Annotated in this window: 22 protein-coding genes; 5 read left to right on the forward strand and 17 right to left on the reverse strand. The window is 64.3% G+C overall.

The genetic code is table 11. From position 1 onward, the window contains the following. The first annotated feature begins 30 nt into the window (after window positions 1–30). The gene (locus ACT6VE_RS12960; RefSeq protein WP_444799007.1) at window positions 31–1,224 is read left to right on the forward strand and encodes a cyanate transporter; all 1,194 of its coding nucleotides are present in this window, start codon (window positions 31–33) and stop codon (window positions 1,222–1,224) included. A 38-nt stretch (window positions 1,225–1,262) separates the two neighbouring features. Here ACT6VE_RS12960 and ACT6VE_RS12965 read toward each other — a convergent pair whose 3' ends face one another. Both ACT6VE_RS12965 and ACT6VE_RS12970 read right to left on the reverse strand, forming a co-directional pair. Continuing rightward, window positions 1,263–2,099 (reverse strand): bifunctional allantoicase/(S)-ureidoglycine aminohydrolase, encoded by an 837-nt coding sequence (locus ACT6VE_RS12965; protein WP_444799008.1) that lies wholly within the window; start codon window positions 2,097–2,099, stop codon window positions 1,263–1,265. Window positions 2,100–2,174: 75 nt separating this feature from the next. Further along, window positions 2,175–2,765, reverse strand: a complete 591-nt coding sequence (locus ACT6VE_RS12970) for an ankyrin repeat domain-containing protein (RefSeq protein ID WP_444799282.1) — start codon at window positions 2,763–2,765, stop codon at window positions 2,175–2,177. A gap of 228 nt (window positions 2,766–2,993) precedes the next feature. On the opposite strand from ACT6VE_RS12970, the gene ACT6VE_RS12975 reads away from it, so the two are divergent. Next, entirely contained in the window at window positions 2,994–3,917 is a 924-nt protein-coding gene (locus tag ACT6VE_RS12975) for a cation diffusion facilitator family transporter (protein ID WP_069060965.1), read from the forward strand. A gap of 56 nt (window positions 3,918–3,973) precedes the next feature. Here the strand turns inward: ACT6VE_RS12975 and ACT6VE_RS12980 are convergent, their stop codons facing one another. From ACT6VE_RS12980 to ACT6VE_RS12995, 4 genes are all read right to left on the reverse strand, one after another. Then, window positions 3,974–4,420 carry a pseudoazurin gene (locus ACT6VE_RS12980; protein WP_444799009.1) on the reverse strand — a complete coding sequence of 149 codons (447 nt, stop codon included), beginning with the start codon at window positions 4,418–4,420 and terminating at the stop codon, window positions 3,974–3,976. Between the two features lie 121 nt (window positions 4,421–4,541). Then, entirely contained in the window at window positions 4,542–5,972 is a 1,431-nt protein-coding gene (locus tag ACT6VE_RS12985; RefSeq protein WP_444799010.1) for an amidase, read from the reverse strand. A 181-nt stretch (window positions 5,973–6,153) separates the two neighbouring features. Further along, window positions 6,154–7,821, reverse strand: coding sequence for an amidohydrolase (locus ACT6VE_RS12990; RefSeq protein WP_444799011.1), 1,668 nt, complete (start codon window positions 7,819–7,821; stop codon window positions 6,154–6,156). Window positions 7,822–7,920: 99 nt separating this feature from the next. After that, on the reverse strand, window positions 7,921–8,637 hold the full coding sequence (locus tag ACT6VE_RS12995) for a fumarylacetoacetate hydrolase family protein (protein WP_444799012.1): 717 nt from the start codon (window positions 8,635–8,637) through the stop codon (window positions 7,921–7,923). Between the two features lie 131 nt (window positions 8,638–8,768). Here ACT6VE_RS12995 and hpaR point away from each other — a divergent pair, with 131 nt between their 5' ends. Then, window positions 8,769–9,272: a homoprotocatechuate degradation operon regulator HpaR gene (gene hpaR / locus ACT6VE_RS13000; protein ID WP_444799013.1), complete on the forward strand. Its 504-nt coding sequence runs from the start codon at window positions 8,769–8,771 to the stop codon at window positions 9,270–9,272. Window positions 9,273–9,275: 3 nt separating this feature from the next. Here the strand turns inward: hpaR and ACT6VE_RS13005 are convergent, their stop codons facing one another. From ACT6VE_RS13005 to ACT6VE_RS13020, 4 genes are read right to left on the reverse strand one after another with little or no spacing between them, the layout of a single operon-like run. Continuing rightward, the gene (locus tag ACT6VE_RS13005; RefSeq protein WP_444799014.1) at window positions 9,276–10,631 is read right to left on the reverse strand and encodes an aspartate aminotransferase family protein; all 1,356 of its coding nucleotides are present in this window, start codon (window positions 10,629–10,631) and stop codon (window positions 9,276–9,278) included. A 17-nt stretch (window positions 10,632–10,648) separates the two neighbouring features. Beyond that, window positions 10,649–11,293 carry an HAD family hydrolase gene (locus ACT6VE_RS13010; protein WP_444799015.1) on the reverse strand — a complete coding sequence of 215 codons (645 nt, stop codon included), beginning with the start codon at window positions 11,291–11,293 and terminating at the stop codon, window positions 10,649–10,651. Further along, the gene (locus tag ACT6VE_RS13015) at window positions 11,290–12,552 is read right to left on the reverse strand and encodes a Tm-1-like ATP-binding domain-containing protein (protein WP_444799016.1); all 1,263 of its coding nucleotides are present in this window, start codon (window positions 12,550–12,552) and stop codon (window positions 11,290–11,292) included. The genes ACT6VE_RS13010 and ACT6VE_RS13015 overlap by 4 nt, the downstream gene beginning before the upstream one ends. Next, window positions 12,549–13,340, reverse strand: a complete 792-nt coding sequence (locus ACT6VE_RS13020; RefSeq protein WP_444799017.1) for an IclR family transcriptional regulator — start codon at window positions 13,338–13,340, stop codon at window positions 12,549–12,551. The genes ACT6VE_RS13015 and ACT6VE_RS13020 overlap by 4 nt, the downstream gene beginning before the upstream one ends. 204 nt (window positions 13,341–13,544) lie before the next feature. Here ACT6VE_RS13020 and ACT6VE_RS13025 point away from each other — a divergent pair, with 204 nt between their 5' ends. Together ACT6VE_RS13025 and ACT6VE_RS13030 are read left to right on the forward strand one after the other, a co-directional pair. Further along, window positions 13,545–14,990 (forward strand): APC family permease, encoded by a 1,446-nt coding sequence (locus tag ACT6VE_RS13025; RefSeq protein ID WP_444799018.1) that lies wholly within the window; start codon window positions 13,545–13,547, stop codon window positions 14,988–14,990. A gap of 52 nt (window positions 14,991–15,042) precedes the next feature. Next, window positions 15,043–16,524: an aldehyde dehydrogenase gene (locus tag ACT6VE_RS13030; protein WP_444799019.1), complete on the forward strand. Its 1,482-nt coding sequence runs from the start codon at window positions 15,043–15,045 to the stop codon at window positions 16,522–16,524. Window positions 16,525–16,527: 3 nt separating this feature from the next. On the opposite strand, the gene hpaI is transcribed toward ACT6VE_RS13030, so the two are convergent. The 7 genes from hpaI to ACT6VE_RS13065 form a co-directional block, all read right to left on the reverse strand. After that, the gene (gene hpaI / locus ACT6VE_RS13035) at window positions 16,528–17,334 is read right to left on the reverse strand and encodes a 4-hydroxy-2-oxoheptanedioate aldolase (RefSeq protein ID WP_444799020.1); all 807 of its coding nucleotides are present in this window, start codon (window positions 17,332–17,334) and stop codon (window positions 16,528–16,530) included. A 14-nt stretch (window positions 17,335–17,348) separates the two neighbouring features. Continuing rightward, window positions 17,349–18,152, reverse strand: coding sequence for a 2-oxo-hept-4-ene-1,7-dioate hydratase (hpaH, locus tag ACT6VE_RS13040; RefSeq protein ID WP_444799021.1), 804 nt, complete (start codon window positions 18,150–18,152; stop codon window positions 17,349–17,351). Further along, window positions 18,149–19,027 (reverse strand): fumarylacetoacetate hydrolase family protein, encoded by an 879-nt coding sequence (locus ACT6VE_RS13045; protein WP_444799022.1) that lies wholly within the window; start codon window positions 19,025–19,027, stop codon window positions 18,149–18,151. Before ACT6VE_RS13045 ends, hpaH begins: the two co-directional genes overlap by 4 nt. Window positions 19,028–19,036: 9 nt before the next feature. Then, window positions 19,037–20,437, reverse strand: coding sequence for a pyridoxal phosphate-dependent decarboxylase family protein (locus tag ACT6VE_RS13050; RefSeq protein WP_444799023.1), 1,401 nt, complete (start codon window positions 20,435–20,437; stop codon window positions 19,037–19,039). Window positions 20,438–20,499: 62 nt separating this feature from the next. Further along, window positions 20,500–21,480, reverse strand: a complete 981-nt coding sequence (hpaD, locus tag ACT6VE_RS13055) for a 3,4-dihydroxyphenylacetate 2,3-dioxygenase (protein WP_069060981.1) — start codon at window positions 21,478–21,480, stop codon at window positions 20,500–20,502. Between the two features lie 60 nt (window positions 21,481–21,540). Then, entirely contained in the window at window positions 21,541–23,058 is a 1,518-nt protein-coding gene (gene hpaE, locus ACT6VE_RS13060) for a 5-carboxymethyl-2-hydroxymuconate semialdehyde dehydrogenase (protein ID WP_444799024.1), read from the reverse strand. A 10-nt stretch (window positions 23,059–23,068) separates the two neighbouring features. Further along, window positions 23,069–23,455 (reverse strand): 5-carboxymethyl-2-hydroxymuconate Delta-isomerase, encoded by a 387-nt coding sequence (locus tag ACT6VE_RS13065; protein ID WP_444799025.1) that lies wholly within the window; start codon window positions 23,453–23,455, stop codon window positions 23,069–23,071. Window positions 23,456–23,506 lie beyond the last annotated feature (51 nt).

Raw genomic sequence — 23,506 nt, forward strand, 5'->3', positions numbered from 1 at the left:
CAGGCATTTTCAGCACGAGAGTCAATTCTGATGGATACCGTTGAGGCGCGCCCCGGCCGCGATTGGGCAATGCTGGCATTGGTCGTGCTGATCGGGCTCAACCTGCGTCCCTTCCTCGCAGCCCCGGCGCCGATCCTCGCCGAGATCGTCGCGGATACCGGCCTCGGCTATGGCGGCATTGCGATGCTCACCCTGCTGCCAATGTTCCTGATGGGGCTCGGCGCGTTCATTGCGCCTGGCCTTCAGGCGAAGATCGGCGCCAGGCGCGGTCTGTTGATGGCACTCTGCATTCTCCTGCTCGGTTCGGCGCTCCGCCTGGTTGCCATGGACGGCGTGTCGCTGATCGCGACTGCGGCGCTCTGCGGCATCGGCGTCGCCTTCATCCAGGCGGCCGTTCCCGGCATCATCAAGGCCCGCTTCCCGAACCATGTCCCTGTCGTCACGGGCCTCTATTCGGCGATGATCATGGCTGGTGGCGCTTTTGGCGCGCGGCTGATGCCGGTGCTTGTGCATGCCGGTTTCGGCTGGCGGGCGGCACTTGCGTGGTTGGCGCTGCCGGTCGTCATCGCGCTGGCGGCTGCCTGGCGCATCCTGTCCGATGTGCAATCGAACAAGCCGGACGGCGCGCTCATGCGCCAGCTTCTCGGCCGGCGGCGCACCTGGGTGCTGATGGCGGCCTTCGGATTGATCAATGCCGGCTATACCTCGATGATCGCCTGGCTTGCGCCCTACTATCAGGCGCAGGGCTGGACGAGTGCCGACAGCAGCGGCCTCGTCGCCGTCATGGCCATCTGTCAGGCGATGGCCGCACTCGGGCTTCCTTTTCTGGCGCGCGGCAATGTCGACCGCCGCCGCTGGCTCTGGCTGACCATTGCTTTCCAGGCCATCGGCTTTTTCGGTCTTGCGGGCCTTCCCGGCCTGGCACCGGCAGTCTGGGCGGGGCTTTGCGGCGCCGGCCTTGGCGGTAGTTTCGCGCTTGCCATCGTCACCGCGCTCGATCACCTGCCGCGGCCGGAACAGGCCGGCGCGCTTGCCGCGCTGATGCAGGGTGGCGGCTTCCTCATCGCTGCCATCGGCCCCTATGTGATGGCAGTGCTGCACGATTGGACGGGTGGTTTTGCCGCCGGCTGGGCGCTGCATCTCGGTTGTGTGCTGGTGACCGCGCTGCTCTATTTGCGCTTCGATCCGCGATCCTATCCGGACGCGATGCCGTTACCCTCATGAAAAACCCGCGCCGGTCGGGCGCGGGTTTCTAGGCGGTTTTAGCGGCGGGAACCAAAAGGCTTCAGCGCCATGTGGCGGTTGACGTCCTTGTAGAGCAAGTAGCGGAACGGGCCGGGGCCACCGGCATAGCAGGCCTGTGGGCAGAAGGCGCGCAGCCACATGAAGTCGCCGGCTTCGACTTCCACCCAGTCCTGGTTGAGGCGGTAGACGGCCTTGCCCTGCAGCACGTAGAGGCCATGTTCCATGACATGGGTTTCGGCAAAGGGAATGACCGCGCCGGGCATCAGTGTAACGATCGTCACATGCATGTCGTGGCGAAGGTCGTTGGGATCGACGAAGCGCGTCGTCGCCCATCCGCCATTCGTGCCGGGCATTTCCGACGGCTTGATGTCTTTTTCGTTGAGGATCAGGGGTTCCGGATGCGGAAGTCCATCGACCGCCTCGTAGGCCTTGCGGATCCAGTGGAAGCGGGCATGCGCACCGGAGCGATTGTGCAGCGACCATTTCAGGCCCGGCGGCAGGAAGGCATAGCCGCCCGGCTCGAGCGTGTGCTTGCCGGTCGGCAATGTCAGTTCTACTTCGCCATCGACGACGAAGAGCACGCCTTCGGCGTCCGGGTCCTGCTCCGGCCTGTCGCTGCCGCCGCCCGGCGCCACTTCCATGATGTACTGCGAAAACGTCTCGGCAAAGCCGGAAAGCGGACGCGCAATGACCCAGCAACGCGTGTCGTTCCAGAAGGGCAGGAAGCTCGTGACGATATCCTGCATGGTTCCCTTCGGAATCACGGCATAGGCCTCGGTGAAGACGGCACGCCCGGTCAGGAGGTCGCTCTGCGGCGGGTGGCCGCCGAGGGAGGAATAGTAGCTTCTTTGCATCGTCTCAGGCCCTTTGTCTTGAGTGTTTCCAGTGTTTCCCGACGGATTTCTCTTCCGCCTTGTTCGTGAATGGCGTCACTTCGCGCCTGCTTTTTCCAGGAGCGCGACCATCTCGCCAAAACCGCGGCCGCGCGCATGCTGGAGCGGAGTCACGCCGTCGTCGTCCGCGAGATTGACGTTGGCCCCGGCCTTGATCAGGAGATCGACGATCTGGACGTGGCGCTTTCCTCCGTCGCCGAGGATGATCGCCTCCAGCAGCGCCGTCCAGCCGAGCCGGTTCACATGATCGACGTCGATACCGGCCTTGATCAGCGTATCGACGGTCTCGACATGGCCGCGTTCGGCGGCGGGGATAAGGGCGGTGCCGCCGTAGCGGTTGATGCTCTTGAGGTCGGCGCCGTGGGAAAGCGTCAACTTGAGGATGTCGAGATGCCCGCGTGCGCCGGCATAGAGATAGGGACTGTCGCTGATGGCGTCCTTGGCATTGACGTCGGCGCCGGCCTCGATCAGCGCGCGGGCGGCGTTCATCCGGTTGGCGTGTGTTGCGACGAGCAGGGCCGTCGCGCCGCTGCCGTCCCGCGCGTCGATTGCCACGCCTTTGGTCAGAAGCGCCTTGATGGCAACGGCGTCGTCGGCTGCGGCAGCCTTGTGCAGGTCGAGGGTCATGGCATTGTCTGTGGCAAGAAGGGGAGATGCGAGCGCGGTCAGGAAGAGCCAGGCCGAGAGCAGGACGAGTTTCAGCATGCGGATCCCGTTGGTTGTGGTCTTAAATTAACAGCGGCCTGCGGCATTAGGAAATTAAATGTGCAAATCCCTATCATTCAGAAGTTGGAATTCATGTGAGGGGCCGGCTATAAGCCGAAAGGGCCACAGAACGAGAGAAAGGGCCGATCCATGAGGACGGAACAGGGACTTCTGCGCATCTCCATTGCCGTCACCATCGTGCTTGCCGGTGTCGGCATCCTGTTCGGCATTCTCTCCGGTTCCTTCGCCATCGTCTTCGATGGCGTCTATGCGCTGACCGACGCGGCGATGACCGTGCTCGCCCTGCTCGTCTCGAACCTCATCGCGTCCTCGGCGACGGGCGGCGGCAAAGGTCGGCTCGTCAAGCATTTCACCATGGGCTTCTGGCATCTGGAGCCGATGGTGCTCGGCCTCAACGGTATCCTTCTGACCGGTGCGGCGATCTACGCACTGATCAACGCCATCGGCAGCATCATGGACGGTGGCAGGCCGCTCGATTTCGACCAGGCGATCATCTACGCGGTGGTGACGATCATCGTGACGGTCGCCATGGCGATCATCGCCACCCGCGCGAACCGCACCCTCCAGTCGGATTTCGTGGCGCTCGACGCCAAGGCCTGGATGATGTCCGCGGGCCTGACCAGCGCGCTGCTGGTCGCCTTCGTCATCGGCTATTTCATCCAGGGCACGGCCCATGAATGGCTGTCGCCCTATATCGACCCGGTGGCGCTGGCGCTCGTTTGCCTTGTCATCATCCCGATCCCTGCCGGCACCATCCGGCAGGCGCTGGCCGATATCCTGCTCGTCACGCCCGGGGACCTGAAAAGCCATGTCGATGCGATCGCCAAAACCATCGTCGAACGACACGGCTTCCTCTCCTACCGGGCCTATGTCGCCCGCGTCGGCCGTGGCCGGCAGATCGAGCTCTTTTTCATCGTGCCCGAGGATTTTCCGCCGCGGAAGCTGCAGGAGTGGGACGATATCCGCGACGAGATCGGCATCGCCATCGGCGACGAGGGCCCGGATCGCTGGCTGACGATCGCCTTCACCACCGATCCCGAATGGGCAGACTGAAAAGCCCGAAGCGGATCGCTCCACTCCGGGTTTCGTCTCCACTTAGAACCGACCTCTTAGAGACCGAGAGCCGTGATCGCGCCGTCCATGCGCTCGCGGGCCTTCTTCGGCAGCTTGCCGGTTTTGACGGCGTCGAGATTGGCCGGCGCGTCGCCGACGACCACGACACCCACCATGCCCATGCCGACATGCGGCGTGCATTTGACGCCATAGGCGCCCGGCTTGTCGAAGGTGACCTTGTAGTTCTCGTTCATCTTGCTCTTGAAGGCTTCCGCACCGTCGGGGATCATACCCTTGATCGTCTCGACATTGTGCCCCTTGTCGGTCGGGATGAAGGTGACCGTGTCGCCGGGCGCCACCTTCACGAAGGCCGGCTCGAACACCATGGCGCCTTCGGCGCCCTTGTTGAGCATATGCACCTCGAAATCTGCCGCTGCGGCGGGAAGCGCGAGCGCCAGAATGACCGCTGCTGCACCGACGATGCTCTTTGCCATGATACGCACTGGAAGTCTCCTTGCTGACGAACGTCAATCGTTCATGCGCAAGGGGTAGACCCGCGGCGCCCCTCCTTCTTTGACGTTGATCAAACAACGGGGAGGGGCATGCGTGGCGTGCTGTCGCAGGTTATTGTCTTGCATGCACCGGTGGCAGCATGGCGCTCCAGGGCCGCGCCTCTTCGAGATCGCGGGCAACGCGCACCAATGTCGCCTCGTCGGCGAAGCGGCCGACGATCTGGATGCCGACCGGCATATGGTTGCGGTCGAGGCCGAGCGGCAGGCTGACGGAGGGCTGGCCGGTGGCGTTGAACGTGCCGAGGAAGGTGAAGAGGGTGGTGTCGCCCTCGGCAAAGCCGGTGGCCGTAAGGTCGGAGCGGGTGGTGGAAAAGCGGCCATGTTCCGGCGCCGTCACCGGCGTCGTCGGCGTCAGCAGGATGTCGTAGCTCGCGGTTGCCATTGCGACATCGTGGCGGATTTTTCGCATGGTCTCGAAAATGGTGACGATTTCGGCCGGCGACATGGCAAGCGTCTGGTGCATCAGCTTGAGGATGACAGGCTCCAGCGTCGTGTCGTCCAGCGGGCGGCCGAGGGCGGCGGCGCGCGCCGGCAGTTCGGCAAGGCCGAGATTGAAACCGCCCATCACGCCGATCATGATGTCGTGCGAATTCACCGGCGGAGCGATCTCCTCGATCGTATGGCCCATCGATGCGAGTAGGGCGGCCGTCGCATCGAGCGTTGCCAGCACGTCCTCGGCGATCGACACGCTGCCCCAGGCGGTGCGGGCAAGGCCCACGCGCAGCTTGCCGGTCGGCTGGGTCAGCTCGTCGAGATAGGGCCGTTCCGGCTGGCGGATGATGAACGGATCGCCCGGCTCCGGGCCGGCAAAGACGTCGAGCGCGGCGGCCATGTCGCGCACCGTGCGGCAGACCACGAATTCGCGCGCCAGGCCGAACAGCGAATCCTGCCCGTCCGGCCCGCCGGAAACCCGGCCGCGCGAGGGATTGAGGCCGACGAGGCCGCACCAGCCGGCGGGAATGCGGATCGAGCCGCCGCCATCCGAGGCATGGGCGATCGGCACGATGCCGGCGGCAACCGCCGCCGCCGCACCCCCGGAAGAGCCGCCGGCCGAGGCGTCGAGGTTCCAGGGATTGCGGGTAATGCCTTCCAGAATGGTTTCGGTGAAGCCGGCAAAGGCCAGTTCCGGCACGGCGCTGCGGCCGACGATACGCAGGCCCGCTGCCTTGGCGCGCTTTGTATAGTAGGCGTCGTGGGTGCTGACGCTGCCCTTCAGCAGCCGGCTGCCGCATTCCTGCAGGCGGCCTTCCTCCGTCGCGCCGATATCCTTGCGCAGGAACGGCACGCCATTGAAGGCGCCCTCCACCGGGCCGGGCACGCTTTCCGCATCGTCATAAAACTCAACGACGGCATTGATCGCCGGATCGACCTTTTCGAAGGCCTGCCGGGCAAGGCCTGCAAGTTCCGCGGCGGTCACCTCGCCGCGCTTGACGAGCTGGGCAAGGCTGGTGGCGTCGTGGCTGACATAGTCGGAAAGGTTCATGGGAAAGACCTGGTTGAAACGGGTGCAGGCATTGAAAGGGTTTTTGGTGCGGGCGGCAAGGGCGCGACGCTTGCGAGGCGCGCCCGGCAGACCTTGTTCAGCAGGCCGTTCCAGATCGTAGAGCCGACGGGCGAATGTCTGCTGCCTGATGGCTGCGTCTCATCTGGAACGGATGAAAGCCTCAGGCCTCGTAGGTCACCCGGCCGCCGCAGATCGTCATCTTCGGGCGGACCTCACGGATACGCTCCGGCTCGACCACCTCGATGTCATCGTCAAGGATGACGAGGTCGGCGAAGTAGCCGGGCTTGAGCATGCCCTTGCGGTCTTCGGCAAACTCCGCGTAGGCGCTGCCGATCGTATAGGCGGCGATGGCATCGTGCAGGCTGACGGAATGATCCGGATCGCCCTCCTGCCAGACCGTTCGTGTCACGGCGGCCTGGATGCCGGCGATCGGGTCGATCGGCGAGACGGGCCAGTCGGAGGAGAAGGCCAATGCTGCGCCCGTTTCCTTGATGCGCCGCCAGGCATAGGCGAGATAACGGCGCTTCTCGCCGATGCGCGAGAGGGTCGGTTCGAGCGGGAAGCACATGCCGCCCGGCGGATGCGGCGGTTGCATGGAGGCGATGACGCCGAGCTTAGCAAAGCGTGGCATGTCCTCTTCGGTGATCAGCTCGACATGCTCGATGCGATGGCGGCTGTCGCGGGCGCCATTGGCCTTCTGCGCGGCCTCGTAGCCGTTCAGCACGCGCCGCACGGCGCCGTCGCCGATGGCGTGCACTGCGATCTGCAGGCCGCGACGGTCGATCTCGGTGGCGAGTTCGGCGAAGTCCTCGTTGCTGAAATAGGGTTCGCCATACCAATCCGGCCGGTCCGCATAGGGCTCAACGAGGAAGGCGGTGCCGGATTCCAGCACGCCGTCCATGAACACCTTGACCATGCCGGAGGAAACCCAGTCGCTGCGGTAGCGCCGGTCCATCTCGCTTGCCTTTTCGAGATCGGCGAGCATCATCGGCTTCTTGAAATGATAGGGCACCTGGCCGCGCACGGTGATCGTGCCGTCCTCTTCCAGCGCCGCCATCAGCTGGAGCTGGTAAAAATTGCCGTCCATGTTGTGAAACGAGGTGATGCCGTGTTTGGCGGCGTGGGCCAGGCCGCGGCGCATGATCGCCTTGTCGGCCTCCCATTCCACAGCACTTGGCGCGGGGTCGGGCTCGCCGCCGGTCTCGATGCCGAGATGGGTGCGGTTCGGGCCGCCGAGATGCAGGACGGGCGACATGGCTTCGGATTCGCGCAGCTCGCCGGTCGCAAGGCCATCCGGCCCCATCACCACTTCGTTGCCGGGATTGACCGCCTTGCCGCGCAGGATGCCGGCCATGTCGAGCGCTTTGGTGTTCGCCCAGCTGGTGTGATGGTCGGCGCCGACCAGCACGACCGGTCGGTCCGCGATGATGCGGTCGATATGGTGTCGCGTCAGCGGCTCGTCTTCGGAAATCATTGTGTAACCGGCGCCGTGGCCGGTCAAAAGCGCGTCGTCGGGATGGGTGGCGGCATGGGCAAGCAGGCTCGCCTTCAGCGCCTCGAAACCTTCAATGCCGGCGAGCTGCAGGTGTCCCAGCTCCTCGGCGCCGCCGAACATGTGGATGTGGCTCTCGATGAAGCCCGGCAGCACCGAAGCGCCGCGCGCATCGATAATCCAGGTTTCTTCGCCCTTCAGCGCAAGGATATCGCGCTCGCTGCCGACGGCAGCGATCCGGCCGCCGGCAAGCGCAATGGCTTCGGCACGCGGATTGGCCTCGTCCATGGTGAGGACGCGCGCGTTGATAACAATGAGATCGGCGGATACGGGCATGCAGGTCTCCTCCTCTTGCCACCCCTACGTCCTTTGGCGCAGGCCGAAAGACGAAGGAATACGCCAAAGGGATAGGTGCCCGCCTGCGCCGTGTCAGATCTATCCGGCGACGTTAAACGTTATCTCATCGAGCCCATCGATATGCGCGACCATCGTATCGCCCTTTTCGATGGCACCCACTCCGGCCGGCGTGCCGGCGAAAATGAGGTCGCCCGGTTGCAGCGTGAACAGACGGGACAGATAGGCAATCATCTCCGGCACCTTCCAGACCATCTGGTTGAGGTTGCCGTTCTGGCGAACCGCACCATTGACGGTAAGCCGGATCGCGCCCTCGCTCAGGTGACCGGTCTCGGCTGCGGGGTGGATGAAACCACAGGGCGCGGACCGTTCGAAGGCTTTCGCGACCTCCCAGGGCCGGCCATGTTTCTTGGCTTCCGCCTGCAAATCGCGCCGCGTCATATCGAGGCCGACGGCGTAGCCGTAGACGCAATCCAGCGCATGCTCGACCGGAATATCGCTGCCGCCACTCTTCAGTGCGACGACCAGCTCGACCTCATGATGCACGTCCGTGCTTGCCGAGGGATAGGGAAAGTCCTCGCCGGGCAGGACCAGGGTGTCCGGGTTCTTCTGGAAGAAGAAGGGCGGCTCCTTGTCGGGGTCATGACCCATCTCGATGGCATGATCGGCGAAGTTTCGGCCGACGCAATAGATGCGATGCACCGGGAAGAGCGCGTCGCTTGCCTTGATGGGCAGGGTGGGAATGGCAGCGGGCGCAAAAATATAGGTCGAGGCTGCGTTGGAAGGTTCTGACGTCATGAGAGGCCGCACTTTCAAAGGTCGTGATCTGAACGCGGACGCTAGCATGCCGGCCGGCCGCAATCGATCCGTCCTCTGTCTGATACCGCCTCGCGATTGCATGAACTTGAAAAATCACGGATAGAGGCAGGATGACGAAGGATGCCCCGGCGGACATGAACAATCCCAAAAAAACGAAGGACACTGCGCCGCGCGAGCGCCGGCGTTCACTGGCGATCGGCCTCCTGAAGGCGCGCGAGGCGGTGATGAGCCATTTCCGGCCGATCCTTGCCGATCACGACGTCACCGAGCAGCAATGGCGGGTGTTGCGCGCACTGTCCGAGGCAGGCCAGCTCGATGCCACGGAGGTGGCGGAGAAAGCCTTCATTCTCGCACCCAGCCTCACGCGCATGCTGCGCTCCCTAGAAGAGCGCGGATTGATCACGCGGGAGAAGGACGAGGCAGACGGTCGCCGGGTGCTGCTGGCACTCGCACCCGCCGGTCAGGCCGTCATCGACGAGGTGATGCCGGATTCGCGCCGCGTCTATGCGGATATCGATGCGCGCTTTGGCGCCAAGCGTGTCGATGCGCTTCTCGACATGCTGGAGGAACTCGCCGCCCTCAAGCTCGATGGCAAGGCGGGCGGCGAGGAATAGCGGTCAACGCGCGACCTTGCCGAGACCGGCATCGAGTGCTGCGACGATGCGCTCCACATCCGTCGCAGTAATGATGAGCGGCGGCGACAGGATGATGTTGGCGCCGGAGGTGCGCACCATCACACCGGCATCGTAGGTGCCCTCATAGATCGTCGCGACGACATCCTTTGCAGCCGACGCCTTGGTCTTGCGGTCGGCGACGAGTTCGAGCGCGCACATCAGCCCCTTGCCGCGCACATCGCCGATGATCTCGTGTTTCGCTTTCAGTCCTTCGAGCCCGGCCATCAGTTCCAAGCCGCGCGCGGCGGCATTCGTCGCGACATCGGCGCGCCTGGTTTCCTTCAGCGTCGCCAAAGCCGCCGCCGCACCCACCGGATGGCCGGAATAGGTGTAGCCGTGGCCGATCGCGCCAAAACTGTTCTTGTTGGCCTCGAAGGCTTCCGCGATCCTGTCGGCGATCATCACCGCGCCGAAGGGGAAATAGCCATTGGTGATGGCCTTCGCGGTGGACATGAAGTCGGGCTTGACGCCCCACAGGCGGGATCCGGTCCAGGCGCCGGTGCGGCCGAAGGCGGTGATCACCTCGTCGGCGATCAGCAGGATGCCGTGCCGGTCGCAGATGTCGCGCATCAGCGGCATGAATGTCTCGTGTGGCACGATCACGCCGCCGGCACCCAGCACCGGTTCCATGATGAGGGCCGCGATCGTATCGGCGCCCTGGAAGGCGATCTCATCCTCAAACTGTTTGGCGATGAGGCTTGCCAGTGTCGCCGGATCCTCGGTGCCGAAGGGATTGCGGTAGAGATAGGGGCTTGCCAGATGCGTAACGCCGGGCAGCAGCGGTTCGTAGTTGCGGCGGAAATTGGCGTTGCCGTTGACCGACGCGCCGCCAAAATGAGTGCCGTGATATCCCTTCTTCAGCGCGATGAACTTCGTGCGTTCCGGCTGCCCGTTGATCTTGTGATACTGGCGGGCGAGGCGCAGGCACGTTTCCACCGAATCCGAGCCGCCCGAGGTGAAGAAGGCGCGCGTCAGCCCGTCTTCCTTGAACCATTCGGCAAGCTCGTAGGACAGTTCGATCAGCGGAGAATTGGTCGTGCCGCGGAAGGTGGAATAGTAGGGAAGCTGGTCGAGCTGGTCGCGGATCGCTGCCTTCACCGGCTCGCAGGAATAACCGAGATTGACGTTCCACAGGCCGCCGACCGCATCGAGCACGGTCTTGCCTTGCAGGTCGGTGATCTCGACGCCCGCTGCGGCGTTGACGATTTTTGGCGGGTTGGCGCGCATTTCCGCCGGGTGCGCCATGGGATGCCAGAGATGACGGGCATTGTTCTCGACGAGGAAATTGGTTTCACGCATGGTGCTTCTCCGGTTTTCTAGAGGCCGAGCATCGCTCTGGCTTCGGCATAACTTTCGGCGGGGCGGGTGACGTCGAAATGCACATTGGGCAGGCCGACCGCGTCGGCGCCCTCGATGTTCTTCTTCTGGTCGTCGACGAAGACGCAGTTCTCTTTTGCGACCTGGATTTCGGCGATCGCCTGCTCGTAGGCGCGCGGGTCGGGTTTCAGGATGCCGGTATAGGTGGCGTCGACGATGACGTCGAAAAGGTCGATCAGCGGGAAGCGCTTGCGGAAATCGACGCCGTAGAAGAGATCGAGTTCGTTGGAGAGGATGGCGAGCTTCACGCCGGCGGCCTTTGCCGCAAGGATCGTCTCACGCGCTTCCGGGCGCAAGACGAGGTCCGGTTCGGCGCCGCGGGCACGCTGGACGAAGGTCTTCATGTCCGTCCAGTCCTCGCCGATCAGCCGGCCGGTCTCGCGGGTGCGTTCCATCCAGTAATCGCGCTCGGTGATTTCGCGGTTCTGCATGCGCTGCCAGAGCGGGTCGGTCGATGGATCGAACGGTCCCTTCCAGGTGAGCGTGCCGGGGGCGAGCCCCAGAGCGCGCTCGGTAACGCCATGCGTTTCGAACAGCGTTCGGGTGACGACGCCGCCGAAATCGAGGATCAGCGCTTTCGTCATGCCGCTTCCGCCTTTCCACCCGGCACCACGCCGCGTGCTACCCAGCCGTCGAAAATTTCCAGCGCTTTCGTTGAAAAGGCAGGGTCGTTGATATGGGCGTCGATCTCGTGCAGCACGACCGATGCGGGTAGCGCCGAACGGAACGCCTCGATGAGCGCCGCAAGCCCATCCGGATCGTGCAACGGCTCCTCCGGCTTGTCCCATTCCTGAATGCCGCCGGCAGGCAGGATGAAGGCCGTTTCGCCCGCCGCAGCCGCAAGTTTTTCCGCGACGACGCGGGCGATATCCCGGCGGCCGTCATTGTCGGTTGTGACCGAGCCGAGCAGGCGGTTGTGCGCGTGGTACGGCCGGTCGGCAAGCGATGTAGGCAGGTCGTGCCAGGCCTGGAGGTCCACCATGTCGAGACCGCCGGGCGCAACGATCTGCGGGATGCCCCGCCGGCCGGCATTTTCCAGTCGATCCGGACCTGAAGTGACGCAGGTGCCGTTCAGGTGGTTGTTGACCTCCTGCGTGCAGAAATCGAAGACCGCCGCAAAACCGCCCTCGGCGGCGATCGCCTCGAAGGCGCGCCCGCCCATGCCGGTGGCGTGAAAGACGGCGACGTCGTAGCCGCGTTTTTCCAGCGCCGGCTGGAGGTGCTTCATATACTTAAGGCAGCTCGAGCCGAGCGAGGTCATGCCGATGAGCGGCCGGTCGCCCGCCGGGCGGACACTGAACCGGGCGGCGCCGACGACGGCGCCGCAGGCCTGTGAAAGCACGGACTTACAGATCGGGTTGAGGCCATGCAGCCCGCCGGCCCAGAGGATCATCATCAGGTCGGGAGCGATGCGTTCCGGCGGGATGAGGTGGGAATAGGCGATGGTCGAGACGACAAATTTCGGCACGCCGAGCGGAAGGCAGGCGGCGACATCCAGCGCCAGGTCCGTGCCCATGGAGCCACCGAGCAGGATGACGCCGTCCACCTTGCCGTCGTCGAACAGCTTGCGGGTGAGTGTTGCGGCCCCCTTGGCCATCAAGGCCATGGCACTGTATTCGTCGCCGCTCGTCGCGATCGCTTCGATCGTCGTTTCCGCTGCTGCGGCGATGTCGTGGCGTGAAAAATCCGGCTGGTAGGGCGGGTCGGCAAGCACGCTGACATCGACCAGCACCGGCCGGCCGCCGGCGGTGCGGATCACCTCCGCCATGAACTGCAACTCGTCGGCCTTCGTATCGCCGGTGCCGAAGACGAGGATGTTCGGCACCTTGGGTTCGTCGCTCATGGTCTCATTCCCCTGATCATTTTGAGCGGGGCGCTTGGTGCACCCTCGTTTCCGTTCAATCGCGCCGAAAGCCGGCTGGCGGCGTCCGCCACCTGGAGGCCCAGTTCCTCAAGATGCGGCGCGTCGATGCGCACGTCCGGTGCGGCGATGGCGAGTGTGGCAATGGGCCGGCGATCGGCGCCGAGCACGGCCGCCGCGACGCTGACGACGCCGGCTTCGAGCCCGTTGCGGTTGATCGACCAGCCGCGTTTGCGGGTCTCGTCGAGGCGCTGGCGAAGCGTTGCGAGATCCGTGACGGTGGCATCCGTGAAGGCTTCGAGGGGTTCCTTGAGCAAGGCCTCGGCGGCATCGTGCGGCAAAGGCGCAAGGAAGGCGAGGCCGGAAGCAGTGGCGTGCAGCGGCAGGATGATGCCGACATCGACGATAACACGGTGCGCCTTGGGGCAATCCTCGACATGCAGCGAATGCAGTGCGCCGCCGGAAAATTCCGCGAGATGGCAGGTTTCGCCGGTCGCTTGCGCCAATTCCTTTACGAACGGAATGGCGGCGCGCAGCAGCGGCACGCGGGCCTCGCGAATGCGGGCGAGCCGCACCGGGGTAGCACCGATCCTGTAGCGGCGCGTCACGGTGTCCTGTTCCAGAAAGCCGTGTGCCTCCAGTTCCACCAGCATGCGCCGCGTCGTCGCCTTGTCCATGCCGGCGAGCCGGGCAAGCTCGGAAAGTCCCTTTTCCTCCTCCTCGGCGGCCACCAGGTTCAGCAGCGCGAGGGCCTTTGCGACAGTGCTCACGACCCCTCCAATTACTTAACATGCGAAATAACTTGACAGCAGTCAGGCAAGTTTGCAAGTCTATATTTAAACCACCGGTTTAATATTTGAACCGAAATCAGATCCGGCAAACCGGACATTTTTGCAGCGTTTTGGCCAATCGGCCCCCGCGCCCGGAAAGGAGGTTCCGGTCGCGCTTCACCACTGCATGAAGGGGAACGTATCATGACAGACAGCATTTCATCGGGCGACAACCGCCTCAGAAAGGACAGTCTCGGCGCTTTGGCCGTGACCTTCCTCGTCGTTTCCGCCGCCGCACCACTGACGGCGGTCGCGGGCGGTGTTCCGCTCGCCATGTTGCTCGGCAACGGCGCCGGCATGCCGGCCACCTTCCTGGCGGTGACGGTCATCCTGCTGCTCTTTGCCGTCGGCTATGTCGCCATGGCGCGGCATATCCGCAATGCCGGGGCCTTCTACGCCTATACGACGCAGGGTTTCGGCGGTTATGTCGGCGGGGCGGCGGCGCTCATTGCCATCCTGTCCTACAATGCCATGCAGATCGGTATTTTCGGCCTGTTCGGCGCCATCACCGCCGGCTTCTTCGCTGGCCTCGGCATAGACCTGCCGTGGTGGGTCTATACGTTCCTCGGCATCGCCGCCGTCGCGGTGCTCGGCTACCGCCGGGTCGATCTTTCGGCCAAGATCCTGACGGTGCTCGTCGTGCTCGAATATCTCGTCGTGCTGGTCATCGATTTCGCGGTGATCGGCACGGGCGGAGACAGCGGTCTTTCGCTTGCGCCCTTCAGTACGGATGCCTTCTTCTCCGGCTCGCCGGCAATCGGCCTGCTGTTCGGCTTCGCCGCCTTCATCGGTTTCGAGGCGACGACGATCTATAGCGAAGAGGCACGCGAGCCGCACCGTACCATCCCGATCGCCACCTATGCTTCGGTACTGCTGATCGGCGTCTTCTACATGTTCACCTCCTGGCTGATGGTGAATGCCGCCGGTTACGAAAAGCTCCTGCCGGAACTGCAGGGCCTGGCTGATCCGACGACCTTCCTCTTCGTGATTTCCGAGCGCTATGTCGGCGCCTGGTTGTCGCCGATCATGAACATCCTGCTGATCACCAGCCTGTTTGCCGGCGTTCTGGCCTTCCACAACGGTGTCGCACGCTACATGTATGTCGCCGGTCGCGAACGGCTGCTGCCTGCCGGCCTCGGCGTCACCCATCCGGCCTTCCAGAGCCCGCATGTCGCCTCGCTCGTCCAGACGGCGATTGCCGTTGCCGTCATCGCGCTCTTTGCGGTCACGGGGCAGGATCCGGTGCTGGCACTGTTTTCCTGGATGACCAATGTCGGCACGCTCGGCGTCATCGTGTTGATGGCGATGACGGCCTTCGCCATCGTCGTCTTCTTCAGCCGCAATCCGGGGCTCGAAAAGAATGCGCTGACGACAAAGGTGGTGCCGGCCGTCACGGGCCTCATCCTGCTGGCCGTCATCGTCACGATCGTGCGCAATTTCGGCGATCTTGCCGGCGCCAGCGGAGCGCTTGCGGTCATCCTGCCGGGCCTTGTCCTGCTGGCCGCGCTGCTCGGCCTGGTGCTTGCCATGCGTCTCAAGGGCGCCGATCCGGCATCCTATGCCCGCCTTGGCCTCGGCCAGGCAAACTGACAAGATCGCGGGCGGCTGTTCCGAGCCGCCCGCCCGAAGGAAAGGGAAGACCATGCAGGACCGCATCGACCAGGAACGCCAGCGCCCCGCCAGTCCGGGAAAACTCTTCATCGGCGGCGCCTGGGCCGATGCGGCGGACGGCCGCCGCCTGCCGACGATATCCCCCCTCGACGGCCGGGAATTGACCAGCATCGCCGATGGCGGGGCGGAGGATGTCGATCGTGCGGTGCGGGCGGCTAGGGCGGCCTTCGACAAGGGCGTCTGGTCCCGCGCAGCCCCCGCCGAGCGCAGGAAGGTGTTGCTGCGCGTTGCCGAGCTGATCGAGAAACATGCCCTGGAACTGGCTGTGCTCGGCGTGCGCGACAACGGCACGGAAATCCAGATGGCGCTGAAGGCCGAGCCCGGCAGCGCTGCCGGCACGTTCCGCTACTATGCCGAGGCGATCGACAAGGTCTATGGCGAGATCGCGCCCACGGCAGAAAACGTGCTGGGCCTCATCCATCGCGAACCGGTGGGTGTGGTCGGCGCTATCGTGCCGTGGAATTTCCCGTTGATGATCGGCGCCTGGAAGATCGCGCCGGCGCTTGCGGCCGGCAATTCCGTGGTGCTGAAACCGGCGGAAATCGCTTCGCTCAGCCTGCTGCGCCTTGCCGAACTCTGCGCCGAGGCGGGATTACCGGACGGCGTTCTCAATGTCGTTACCGGTCGCGGGCAGGTGGCGGGCGAGGCGCTCGGCCTGCACATGGATGTCGACGTGCTGGTCTTCACCGGCTCCGGCCCGGTTGGCCGGCGGCTGCTCGAATATTCCGCCCGCTCCAACCTGAAGCGGGTCTATCTGGAGCTTGGCGGCAAGTCGCCGAACATCGTCTTCGCCGATGCGCCGGACCTCGACAAGGCGGCAAAAACCTCGGCCTACGGAATTTTTCGCAATGCCGGACAGGTCTGCGTCGCCGGCTCACGGCTGCTGGTCGAAAAATCGATCCACGCGGAGTTCACCGCCCGTCTCGTCGCAATCACCGAGGCGATGAAGCTCGGTGATCCGCTGGATCTGGCAACCGAAGCCGGTGCCGTATCGAGTGAGGCGCAACTCCTGAAGGACATCGCCTTCATCGAGGATGCCGCGCGCGAGGGCGCGACGTTGCGGACCGGCGGCAAGCGGCTGTTTGAGGAGACGGGCGGCTATTTCCTCCAACCGACGATCTTCGACGGCGTGTCGCCGGATATGCGCATCGCCCGCGAGGAGGTTTTCGGCCCGGTCCTGTCGGTCATTCCCTTCGAGGACGAAGCGGAGGCCGTGCGGATCGCCAATGGCACGGACTACGGTCTCGCCTCGGCGGTGTGGACCGGCAACCTTTCCCGAGCCCACCGCATGGTGCGGCAGGTCAAGGCCGGTGTCGTGCATGTCAACACCTATGGCGGCGCGGACAATACGGTGCCGCTCGGCGGCATGCGCCAATCCGGCAACGGCCATGACAAGTCGTTGCACGCGCTCGACAAATATACCGAGCTGAAGACCGCCTGGATCCAGCTCTGAGGATCAGTAGACCTTGGCGGTCGCCGGGGCCTTGGCCGGCTCGGCGGCCTGGAAATCGGCGAGCAGCTTCGTCGTGGCATTAGCGAGCAGTGTCACGTCGTTGCCGATGGCGACGAAGGTGGCGCCAAGCTCGAGGTAGCGTTTGGCGAGGCCGAGATCGCCGATCAGGATGCCCGCCGCCTTGCCGTGCGACTGGATCTTGAGGAGTGCCTTCTCCACTTCGGCCTGTACTTCCGGCGCACCGGGCCTGCCCAGAAAGCCCATGTCGGCGGCAAGATCGGCCGGGCCGATGAAGACACCGTCGACGCCCTCCGTGCCGGCAATATCATCGAGCGCGTCGAGGCCGGCGCGGCTTTCGACCTGCAGCAGCAGGCAGACCTCGTCATTGGCGGTCTGGAGATAATCCGTCGTGCGGTTGAAGGCGGAGGCTCTCGCAAGGGCTGCGCCAACGCCGCGCACGCCATGCGGCGGATAGCGCAAGGCCTTCACCATCGTCTCCGCCATCGCCTTGCTGTCGACCATCGGGATGAGCAGGGTCTGGGCGCCAATATCGAGCAGCTGCTTGACGATCCAGGTCTCGCCGATCGGCGGGCGGATGACGGCATGGCTCGCCGTGCCCTTCATCGCCTGAAGCTGCGAGACGAGCAGCGGCACGTCGTTCGGTGCGTGCTCGGCGTCGAGCAACAGCCAGTCGTAGCCGGCGTCCGCGCAGATCTCGACCGTGTAGGCATTGGCGAGCGCCTGCCAGAGCCCGATCTGCGCACGGCCTTCCTTCAGCGCCTGCTTGAAGCGGTTTTTTGGAGCGGGCATGGGGCAAATTCCTTCTATGCGAAGAACAGGCTGACGGTGCCGTAGGGACCGAAATCGCCAACGATCGTATCGCCATGGCGGGCTTCGATCGGGCGGATGAAGGAGCCGGCCAGCACGATCTGTCCCGCTTCGATACCGTCTCCGTATTGCGCCAGCCGGTTGGCGAGCCAGGCGACGCCCCGGGCCGGTTGGTTGAGCACGCCGGCGCCGAGCCCGGTTTCCTCGACCTCCGCATTGCGGCTGACGATGGCGCCCATCCAGCGCATGTCGATCTCACCAGGCCGCACTGCACGGCCGCCCATGACGATGCCGGCATTGGCGGCATTGTCGGAAATCGTGTCGAAGATGGTGCGGGCCTTCTTCGTCTCGGGATCGACGCGCAGGATGCGGGTGTCGAGGATTTCGAGTGCGGGCGTCACATAGTCGGTGGCGTTCAGCACATCGAAGACGGTGACGCCGGGGCCTTTCAGCGGCGCCTTCATGACGAAGGCGATCTCGGCCTCGACGCGCGGCTGGATGAAGCGGCCTGCCGGCACCGTCGCGCCGTCCTCGAAGACCATGTCGTCGAAGAGCACGCCGGAATCGGGGATGTCGATGTTCAGCGCATATTGCATGGCCTTGGAGGTGAGGCCGATCTTCCAGCCGATGACCTTGCGGCCGTCGGCGATCTTCTTCTTCACCCAGGCGCCCTGGATCGCATAGGCATCGTCCATGCTGATCGCGGGGTGTTTCAGCGAGAGCAGGCCGATCTGGACGCGGGTGCGTTCGGCCGCGTCGAGGCTTTCTGCGGCAAGTCGGATGTCGTCCGGCGTCATCATGGTTGAACCTCGTCGGCAATGGTGTTGCGCAGCAGGCCGATGCCCTCGGCCTCGACCTCGACCACATCGCCGGGCTTCAGCCAGATCGGCGGCTCGAAGCGTGCGCCGGCGCCGGTCGGCGTGCCGCAGACGATGATGTCACCCGGCACCAGCGTCGTGAAGGTGGAGATGTAATTGATGATCTTGCGGAAGGAGAAGATCATCCGGCTGGTGCGGTCGCTCTGGCGCACCTCGCCGTTGACGCGGGTTTCGAGCTTGATATCGGCCAGCTGGCTTTCATCCGTATAGGGCACCAGCCAGGGGCCGATGGAGCCGGTCGCGTCGAAATTCTTGCCCTGCGTGACGTTGAATTTTGCGTGCCGCACCCAGTCGCGGATCGTGCCCTCGTTGCAGAGCGAAAGGGCCGCGATATGGTTCAGCGCATCGGTTTCCGAAATGCGCCGGCCGCCCTTGCCGATCACGATGACGATTTCGCCCTCATAGTCGAGCTGCGGGCTTTCCGGTGGGCGGATCAGCGGGCGGTCGTGGCCGGTGAAGGAGCGCGGGAAGCGGATGAACAGGGAGGGATTGGAAGGGGCGGCCTGGCCGTCCTTGTATTCCTCGTTGCGGTCCGGAAAGTTCACGCCGACGCAGATGATCTTTTCCGGCGCGGGGAGAGGGATTTCGTAGACGATGTCGGCGAACGCATGGTCGGCGGGAAGCGACGCCGCCTCCTCCGCCAGGCTGGCCAGGGCACCCGCCTCGATCACCTCGCGCAATGTCGGCCAGCGTTCACCGTGGCGGGCGGAAAGGTCGACGATGCCATCGGATTTGACGAGCCCGTATTTCAGGATGCCCTGATGGGAAAAGCCGGCGAGGCGGGGCCGTTCGGTCACGGTTGTCTCCTATTTCAACGTGCGGGCGATCTCGGTGATCACCGTGAAGGCGGTGTCGGCGTCGTCGCGGATCATCTCGAACTGTCCCGCCTGGAAGCGGATGGCGATGCGGCCGTCGACGCGCGTCTGCGTCAGGTAGATGCGGCCGTCGTCGTTGATGGCGTTGACCAGCGCGATGTTGTGCTCATCCCCGCCACCCTTGTGGCGGAAGGAGAAGAGCGAGAGCACCGGCTGGCTGACGATCTCGAAATCCGCCTCGGCGGCCAACCGCTTCGCCAGTTCCTCCGACCACGTCACATGGTTGCGGATCATCGTGCGCAGGCCTTCGAGCCCATGATAGCGCAGCAGGAACCACAGTTTCAGCGCGCGAAAACGGCGGCCGAGCGGCACGGACCATTCGGAATAGTTGATGATGCCGTCATGGCCGTGGGTCTTGAGATATTCCGGCTGGATGGCCAGCGTGCGAACCTGGTCGGCCGGGCTGCGGATGAACTGCACCGAGCAATCGAAATTGGCGCCGAGCCATTTGTGCGGGTTGAACACGATGGAATCCGCCGCCTCGACACCGTCCCAGAGGTCACGGAACTCCGGACAGATCATGGCGGAGCCCGCCCAGGCGGCATCGACATGCAGGTAAAGGCCATGGGCCTTCACGACCGCCGCGATGTCGCGGATCGGGTCACAGGCGCCGATCGAGGTGCCGCCGGTGCAGGCGATGACGCCGGCCGGGATGTGGCCAGCAGCAATGTCCGCTTTGATCGCGGCATCGAGCGCATCCGGGTCCATGCCGTTCAGCGGCCCCTTGGTCGGGATGCGCACGAGATTCGCCTCGCCGATGCCTGATATCCAGATCGCCCGGTCGATGGAGGTGTGCACCTGTTTCGACGCATAGACGCGCACCGCCTTGTGTGCCGACAACCCCTCGCTATTGCCCTTCCAGTCGAGCGCCTTTTCGCGCATCACCAGCACGGCGGCCAGCGTCGCGGTCGAGGCGGAATCCTGGATGACGCCGGCAAAACCGTCCGACAGGCCGAGCGCCTGGCGCAGCCAGTCGACAACGCGGGTTTCCAGCTCGGTTGCGGCCGGCGATGTTTGCCACAGCATGCACTGGGCGGCGACGGACGTGACAAGATAGTCCGCGATCACCGAGACCGGGGCGGCATTGGCCGGGAAATAGGCGAAGAAGCGCGGATGTTGCCAATGGGTGAGGCCATCGGGAATGATGCGCTCGAAATCGGCGAAGATCGTCTCCATCGTTTCGCCGGCTTCCGGGGCCGCATCGGCGATCTGCTTGATGATGTCGCCCGGCTTGGTCTGCGCGCGCACCGGCCGATCACGCAGGCCAGCGCGATAATCGGCGCCCCAATCGGCAACCGTACGCGACCATTGGCGGAATTCTTCGCTGTCCATGTCTCACTCCCTTGACGGCGCTGCACTCTTCTCGGCGCTCGGGCGCCCGATTGCAATGCCCGTCAGGGGGCGATAATCGGCTGCGCCTTGAGCTGCGAATCCGACACCTCGGTGCCGGCAAACAGGCTACCGTGCTCGAACCAGGATTTCGGCGCCGGAGACCCCCACAGCGTCTGGCGTTGCGGATCCTTCAGGTCCCATTTGATCGGCTCGAGGTCCGGGTCCACCGTCTGGTAGTCCGAGCAGTAGATCTCGATGCGATGGCCATCCGGATCGAGGATGTAGAGGAAGAAGGCGTTGGAAATGCCGTGTCGGCCGGGGCCGCGCTCGATATTGGCGACCCAGCCGGTCGTCGCCATCAGGTCGAGCAGGTCGATGATGTTGAGCGGTGTCGGCACCCAGAAGGCGGTGTGATGCAGGCGTGGGCCCCGGCCGTTGGTGAACGCGATGTCGTGCACGCCGCCCTTGCGATGCGTCCAGGCCGCCCAAAGCCGGCCCGTTTCTTCATCCTCGGTATATTCCGTCACGCGGAAGCCGATCTCGTTGTAGAAGGCGACGCTTTCGTCGACATTCGGCGAGAAGCAGTTGAAATGATCGATGCGCAGCGGTTTGACGCCGCGATAGAGCGCATATTTCTGGTGGATCGGCGGCAGGCGGTCCATTTTCGTGTAGAATTCCAGCGGAATGCCATGCGGATCGCGCGTGCGGAAAGTGCGGCCCTGGTAGGGGCGCTCCACCCATTCCACCGGCAGGCCCTTGCCCTTGAAGAAATGCACCGCCTTGTCGAGGTCTTCGTCGTCGAACACCTTGAAGCCGAGGTCGCGGGCTTCTGCCTTCTCCGATTTCTTCAGCACGATGCAATGGTGGCCGCGCTCTTCCATGGCGCGCAGGTAGATCGTGTCCGCCGTCTCGTCCGTCACTTGCAGGCCGAGCGTATCGACATAGAAGGCGCGGGATTTTGCGAGGTCGGTGACGCCAAACTCGACGTGGCTGAGCCGGATGATGTTGAAGGGCGGGTAGAGATTAGGCTGGGGTACGGGCATGGGGTCCTCCTCAAGCCCGCCTCGGCAAACGAGGACGGGCGCAGTCTTGTCTTTGGGCGATCAGCCGCCGAGTTTCGGGATGGCGTGGGCGCTCGTGGCGAAGGCGACGTTCTTCGTCTCCATATAGAAGTCGAAGGACCAGTCGCCGCCATCGCGGCCGATGCCGGAATTCTTGACCCCACCGAAGGGCGTCGGCAGGTGGCGCACATTCTCCGAATTCACCCAGATCATCCCGGCCTCGAGATGATCGGTAAAGCGGAAGGCGCGCGTGACGTCCGCCGTCCAGAGATAGCCGGTGAGGCCATACTGGACGTCATTGGCGAGCGCCAAAGCGTCCGCTTCGTCCTTGAAGGGGATGGCCGTCAGCACCGGGCCGAAGATTTCCTCCTGCGCAATGCGCATGGCATTGTTTGCGCCGGTGAAGAGTGTCGGCGAGACGTAGCATCCGCCGCCCGGCCCTTCGAATTTTTCGCCGCCGGCGGCAACCGTGGCGCCTTCCTCCCGGCCGATCGCGATATATTCCAGCACCTTCTTCTCGTGCACCGGATGGATCAGCGGGCCGACGACGGTTTCGGGATCGAGCGGATGGCCGACCGTGATGCGTTTCGCCTTTTCAGCGACGAGTGCGGTGAACGTCTCATAGATGCTCTCTTCCACCAGCAGGCGGGAGGAGGAGGTGCAGCGCTCACCGTTCAGCGAATAGATCATGAAGACGGCGGCATCGGCCGCGCGTTCGAGGTCGGCATCGGCAAAGACGATGACGGGATTCTTGCCGCCGAGTTCGAAATGCACGCGCTTCAGCGTGTCGGCGCCCTGTTTCATGATCATCGAACCGGTGCGGCTTTCACCGACAAAGCCGATCGCCTTGATCAGCGGGTGTTCGGTCAGCGCCTTGCCGGCATCCTCGCCAAAACCGTTGACGAGGTTCCACACGCCCTTCGGCAGGCCGGCCTCTTCGGCGATCTCGACGAGCAGGCGCGCGGTCAGCGGCGAGAACTCGGCCGGCTTGTGCACGATGGTGCAGCCCGCCGCGAGCGCCGGCGCGATCTTCCACGTGGAGAGCATGAAGGGTGTGTTCCACGGAGTGATGATGCCAACCGGACCGATCGGCACGCGGGTCGTCATGTTGACCTGGCCCTCGGTGCGCAGCGTCTTGCCGTCACGCGCTTCCGGCGCGCGGTCGGCGAAGAAGCGGAAGTTCTCCGCCCCGCGCAGTGCGGCTTTCGCCATGAAGCGCAGCGACTGCCCGGTATCCATGCATTCGACGAAGGCGATTTCTTCGGCGCGCGCAACGATCGCATCGGCGATCTTGTGCAGCAGTTTTTTCCGGGCATCGCCCGGCATCGTCGCCCAGTCGGCGAAGGCGGCCTTGGCGGCCCTGGCGGCGCGGTCGATGTCGGCGGCCTTGCCCTGCGCCACTTTGGCAAGCGGCTTCAGGTCGACGGGAGAAATGGTCTCGAAGGTAGCGCCATCCGCAGCCGGCACGTCCTCGCCGGCTATGCGGTTCAGCACGCCGTTTTGCTTGAAGCGGGCGAGGTAGGCCTCCGCCTTCGTGATGTTTTCCTGAAGTTTCGTCATGGGAGTCCCGTTACTTGCCGCGCAGGCGCGGATGAATGGCATTCTTCTTCCAGCTCAGTTCCGCGTCGATCTCGCGGATTTCCAGCGAAAGCGCGAAGTGCGGCGTCTCGAAGAGGGGGGCGAGCAGCCGGCTTGCCGTAGCGAAGAGTGCCTCGCCGGTGCGTTTCTTCTCTTCCGCGCTGCGGCCCTTGCCGATCCGGAAGTTGAGATCGACAAAGGCGTTTTCCGGCAGCCGATCGGCAATCGCATAGTGATCGAAGCGAAGGGCTCGCACACGCAGCGCGCCGACCTCGAAAAGGCCGGTTTCCAGCACCGTTTCCAACAGCGCCGCGCAGAGCGCGTCGAGATCGGTGCGGCCTTCGAGATTGGCCGAGTATTCGACGATCAGGTGCGGCATCGTTCCTCCCGGTGCAGCTTTTTATTTAACGTGTTAAATATATGGCCGTTT

Source organism: Shinella sp., assembly GCF_052438155.1.
GTDB lineage: Bacteria > Pseudomonadota > Alphaproteobacteria > Rhizobiales > Rhizobiaceae > Shinella.

Excerpts from the sequence above, each read along its gene's own strand:
- ACT6VE_RS12960 (WP_444799007.1), top strand. The coding sequence starts at position 31 with ATGGATACCGTTGAGGCGCGCCCCGGCCGCGATTGGGCAATGCTGGCA.
- ACT6VE_RS12965 (WP_444799008.1), bottom strand. The coding sequence starts at position 2,099 with ATGCAAAGAAGCTACTATTCCTCCCTCGGCGGCCACCCGCCGCAGAGC.
- ACT6VE_RS12970 (WP_444799282.1), bottom strand. The coding sequence starts at position 2,765 with ATGACCCTCGACCTGCACAAGGCTGCCGCAGCCGACGACGCCGTTGCC.
- ACT6VE_RS12975 (WP_069060965.1), top strand. The coding sequence starts at position 2,994 with ATGAGGACGGAACAGGGACTTCTGCGCATCTCCATTGCCGTCACCATC.
- ACT6VE_RS12985 (WP_444799010.1), bottom strand. The coding sequence starts at position 5,972 with ATGAACCTTTCCGACTATGTCAGCCACGACGCCACCAGCCTTGCCCAG.
- ACT6VE_RS12990 (WP_444799011.1), bottom strand. The coding sequence starts at position 7,821 with ATGCCCGTATCCGCCGATCTCATTGTTATCAACGCGCGCGTCCTCACC.
- ACT6VE_RS12995 (WP_444799012.1), bottom strand. The coding sequence starts at position 8,637 with ATGACGTCAGAACCTTCCAACGCAGCCTCGACCTATATTTTTGCGCCC.
- hpaR (WP_444799013.1), top strand. The coding sequence starts at position 8,769 with ATGACGAAGGATGCCCCGGCGGACATGAACAATCCCAAAAAAACGAAG.
- ACT6VE_RS13005 (WP_444799014.1), bottom strand. The coding sequence starts at position 10,631 with ATGCGTGAAACCAATTTCCTCGTCGAGAACAATGCCCGTCATCTCTGG.
- ACT6VE_RS13010 (WP_444799015.1), bottom strand. The coding sequence starts at position 11,293 with ATGACGAAAGCGCTGATCCTCGATTTCGGCGGCGTCGTCACCCGAACG.
- ACT6VE_RS13015 (WP_444799016.1), bottom strand. The coding sequence starts at position 12,552 with ATGAGCGACGAACCCAAGGTGCCGAACATCCTCGTCTTCGGCACCGGC.
- ACT6VE_RS13025 (WP_444799018.1), top strand. The coding sequence starts at position 13,545 with ATGACAGACAGCATTTCATCGGGCGACAACCGCCTCAGAAAGGACAGT.
- ACT6VE_RS13030 (WP_444799019.1), top strand. The coding sequence starts at position 15,043 with ATGCAGGACCGCATCGACCAGGAACGCCAGCGCCCCGCCAGTCCGGGA.
- hpaI (WP_444799020.1), bottom strand. The coding sequence starts at position 17,334 with ATGCCCGCTCCAAAAAACCGCTTCAAGCAGGCGCTGAAGGAAGGCCGT.
- hpaH (WP_444799021.1), bottom strand. The coding sequence starts at position 18,152 with ATGATGACGCCGGACGACATCCGACTTGCCGCAGAAAGCCTCGACGCG.
- ACT6VE_RS13050 (WP_444799023.1), bottom strand. The coding sequence starts at position 20,437 with ATGGACAGCGAAGAATTCCGCCAATGGTCGCGTACGGTTGCCGATTGG.
- hpaD (WP_069060981.1), bottom strand. The coding sequence starts at position 21,480 with ATGCCCGTACCCCAGCCTAATCTCTACCCGCCCTTCAACATCATCCGG.
- hpaE (WP_444799024.1), bottom strand. The coding sequence starts at position 23,058 with ATGACGAAACTTCAGGAAAACATCACGAAGGCGGAGGCCTACCTCGCC.
- ACT6VE_RS13065 (WP_444799025.1), bottom strand. The coding sequence starts at position 23,455 with ATGCCGCACCTGATCGTCGAATACTCGGCCAATCTCGAAGGCCGCACC.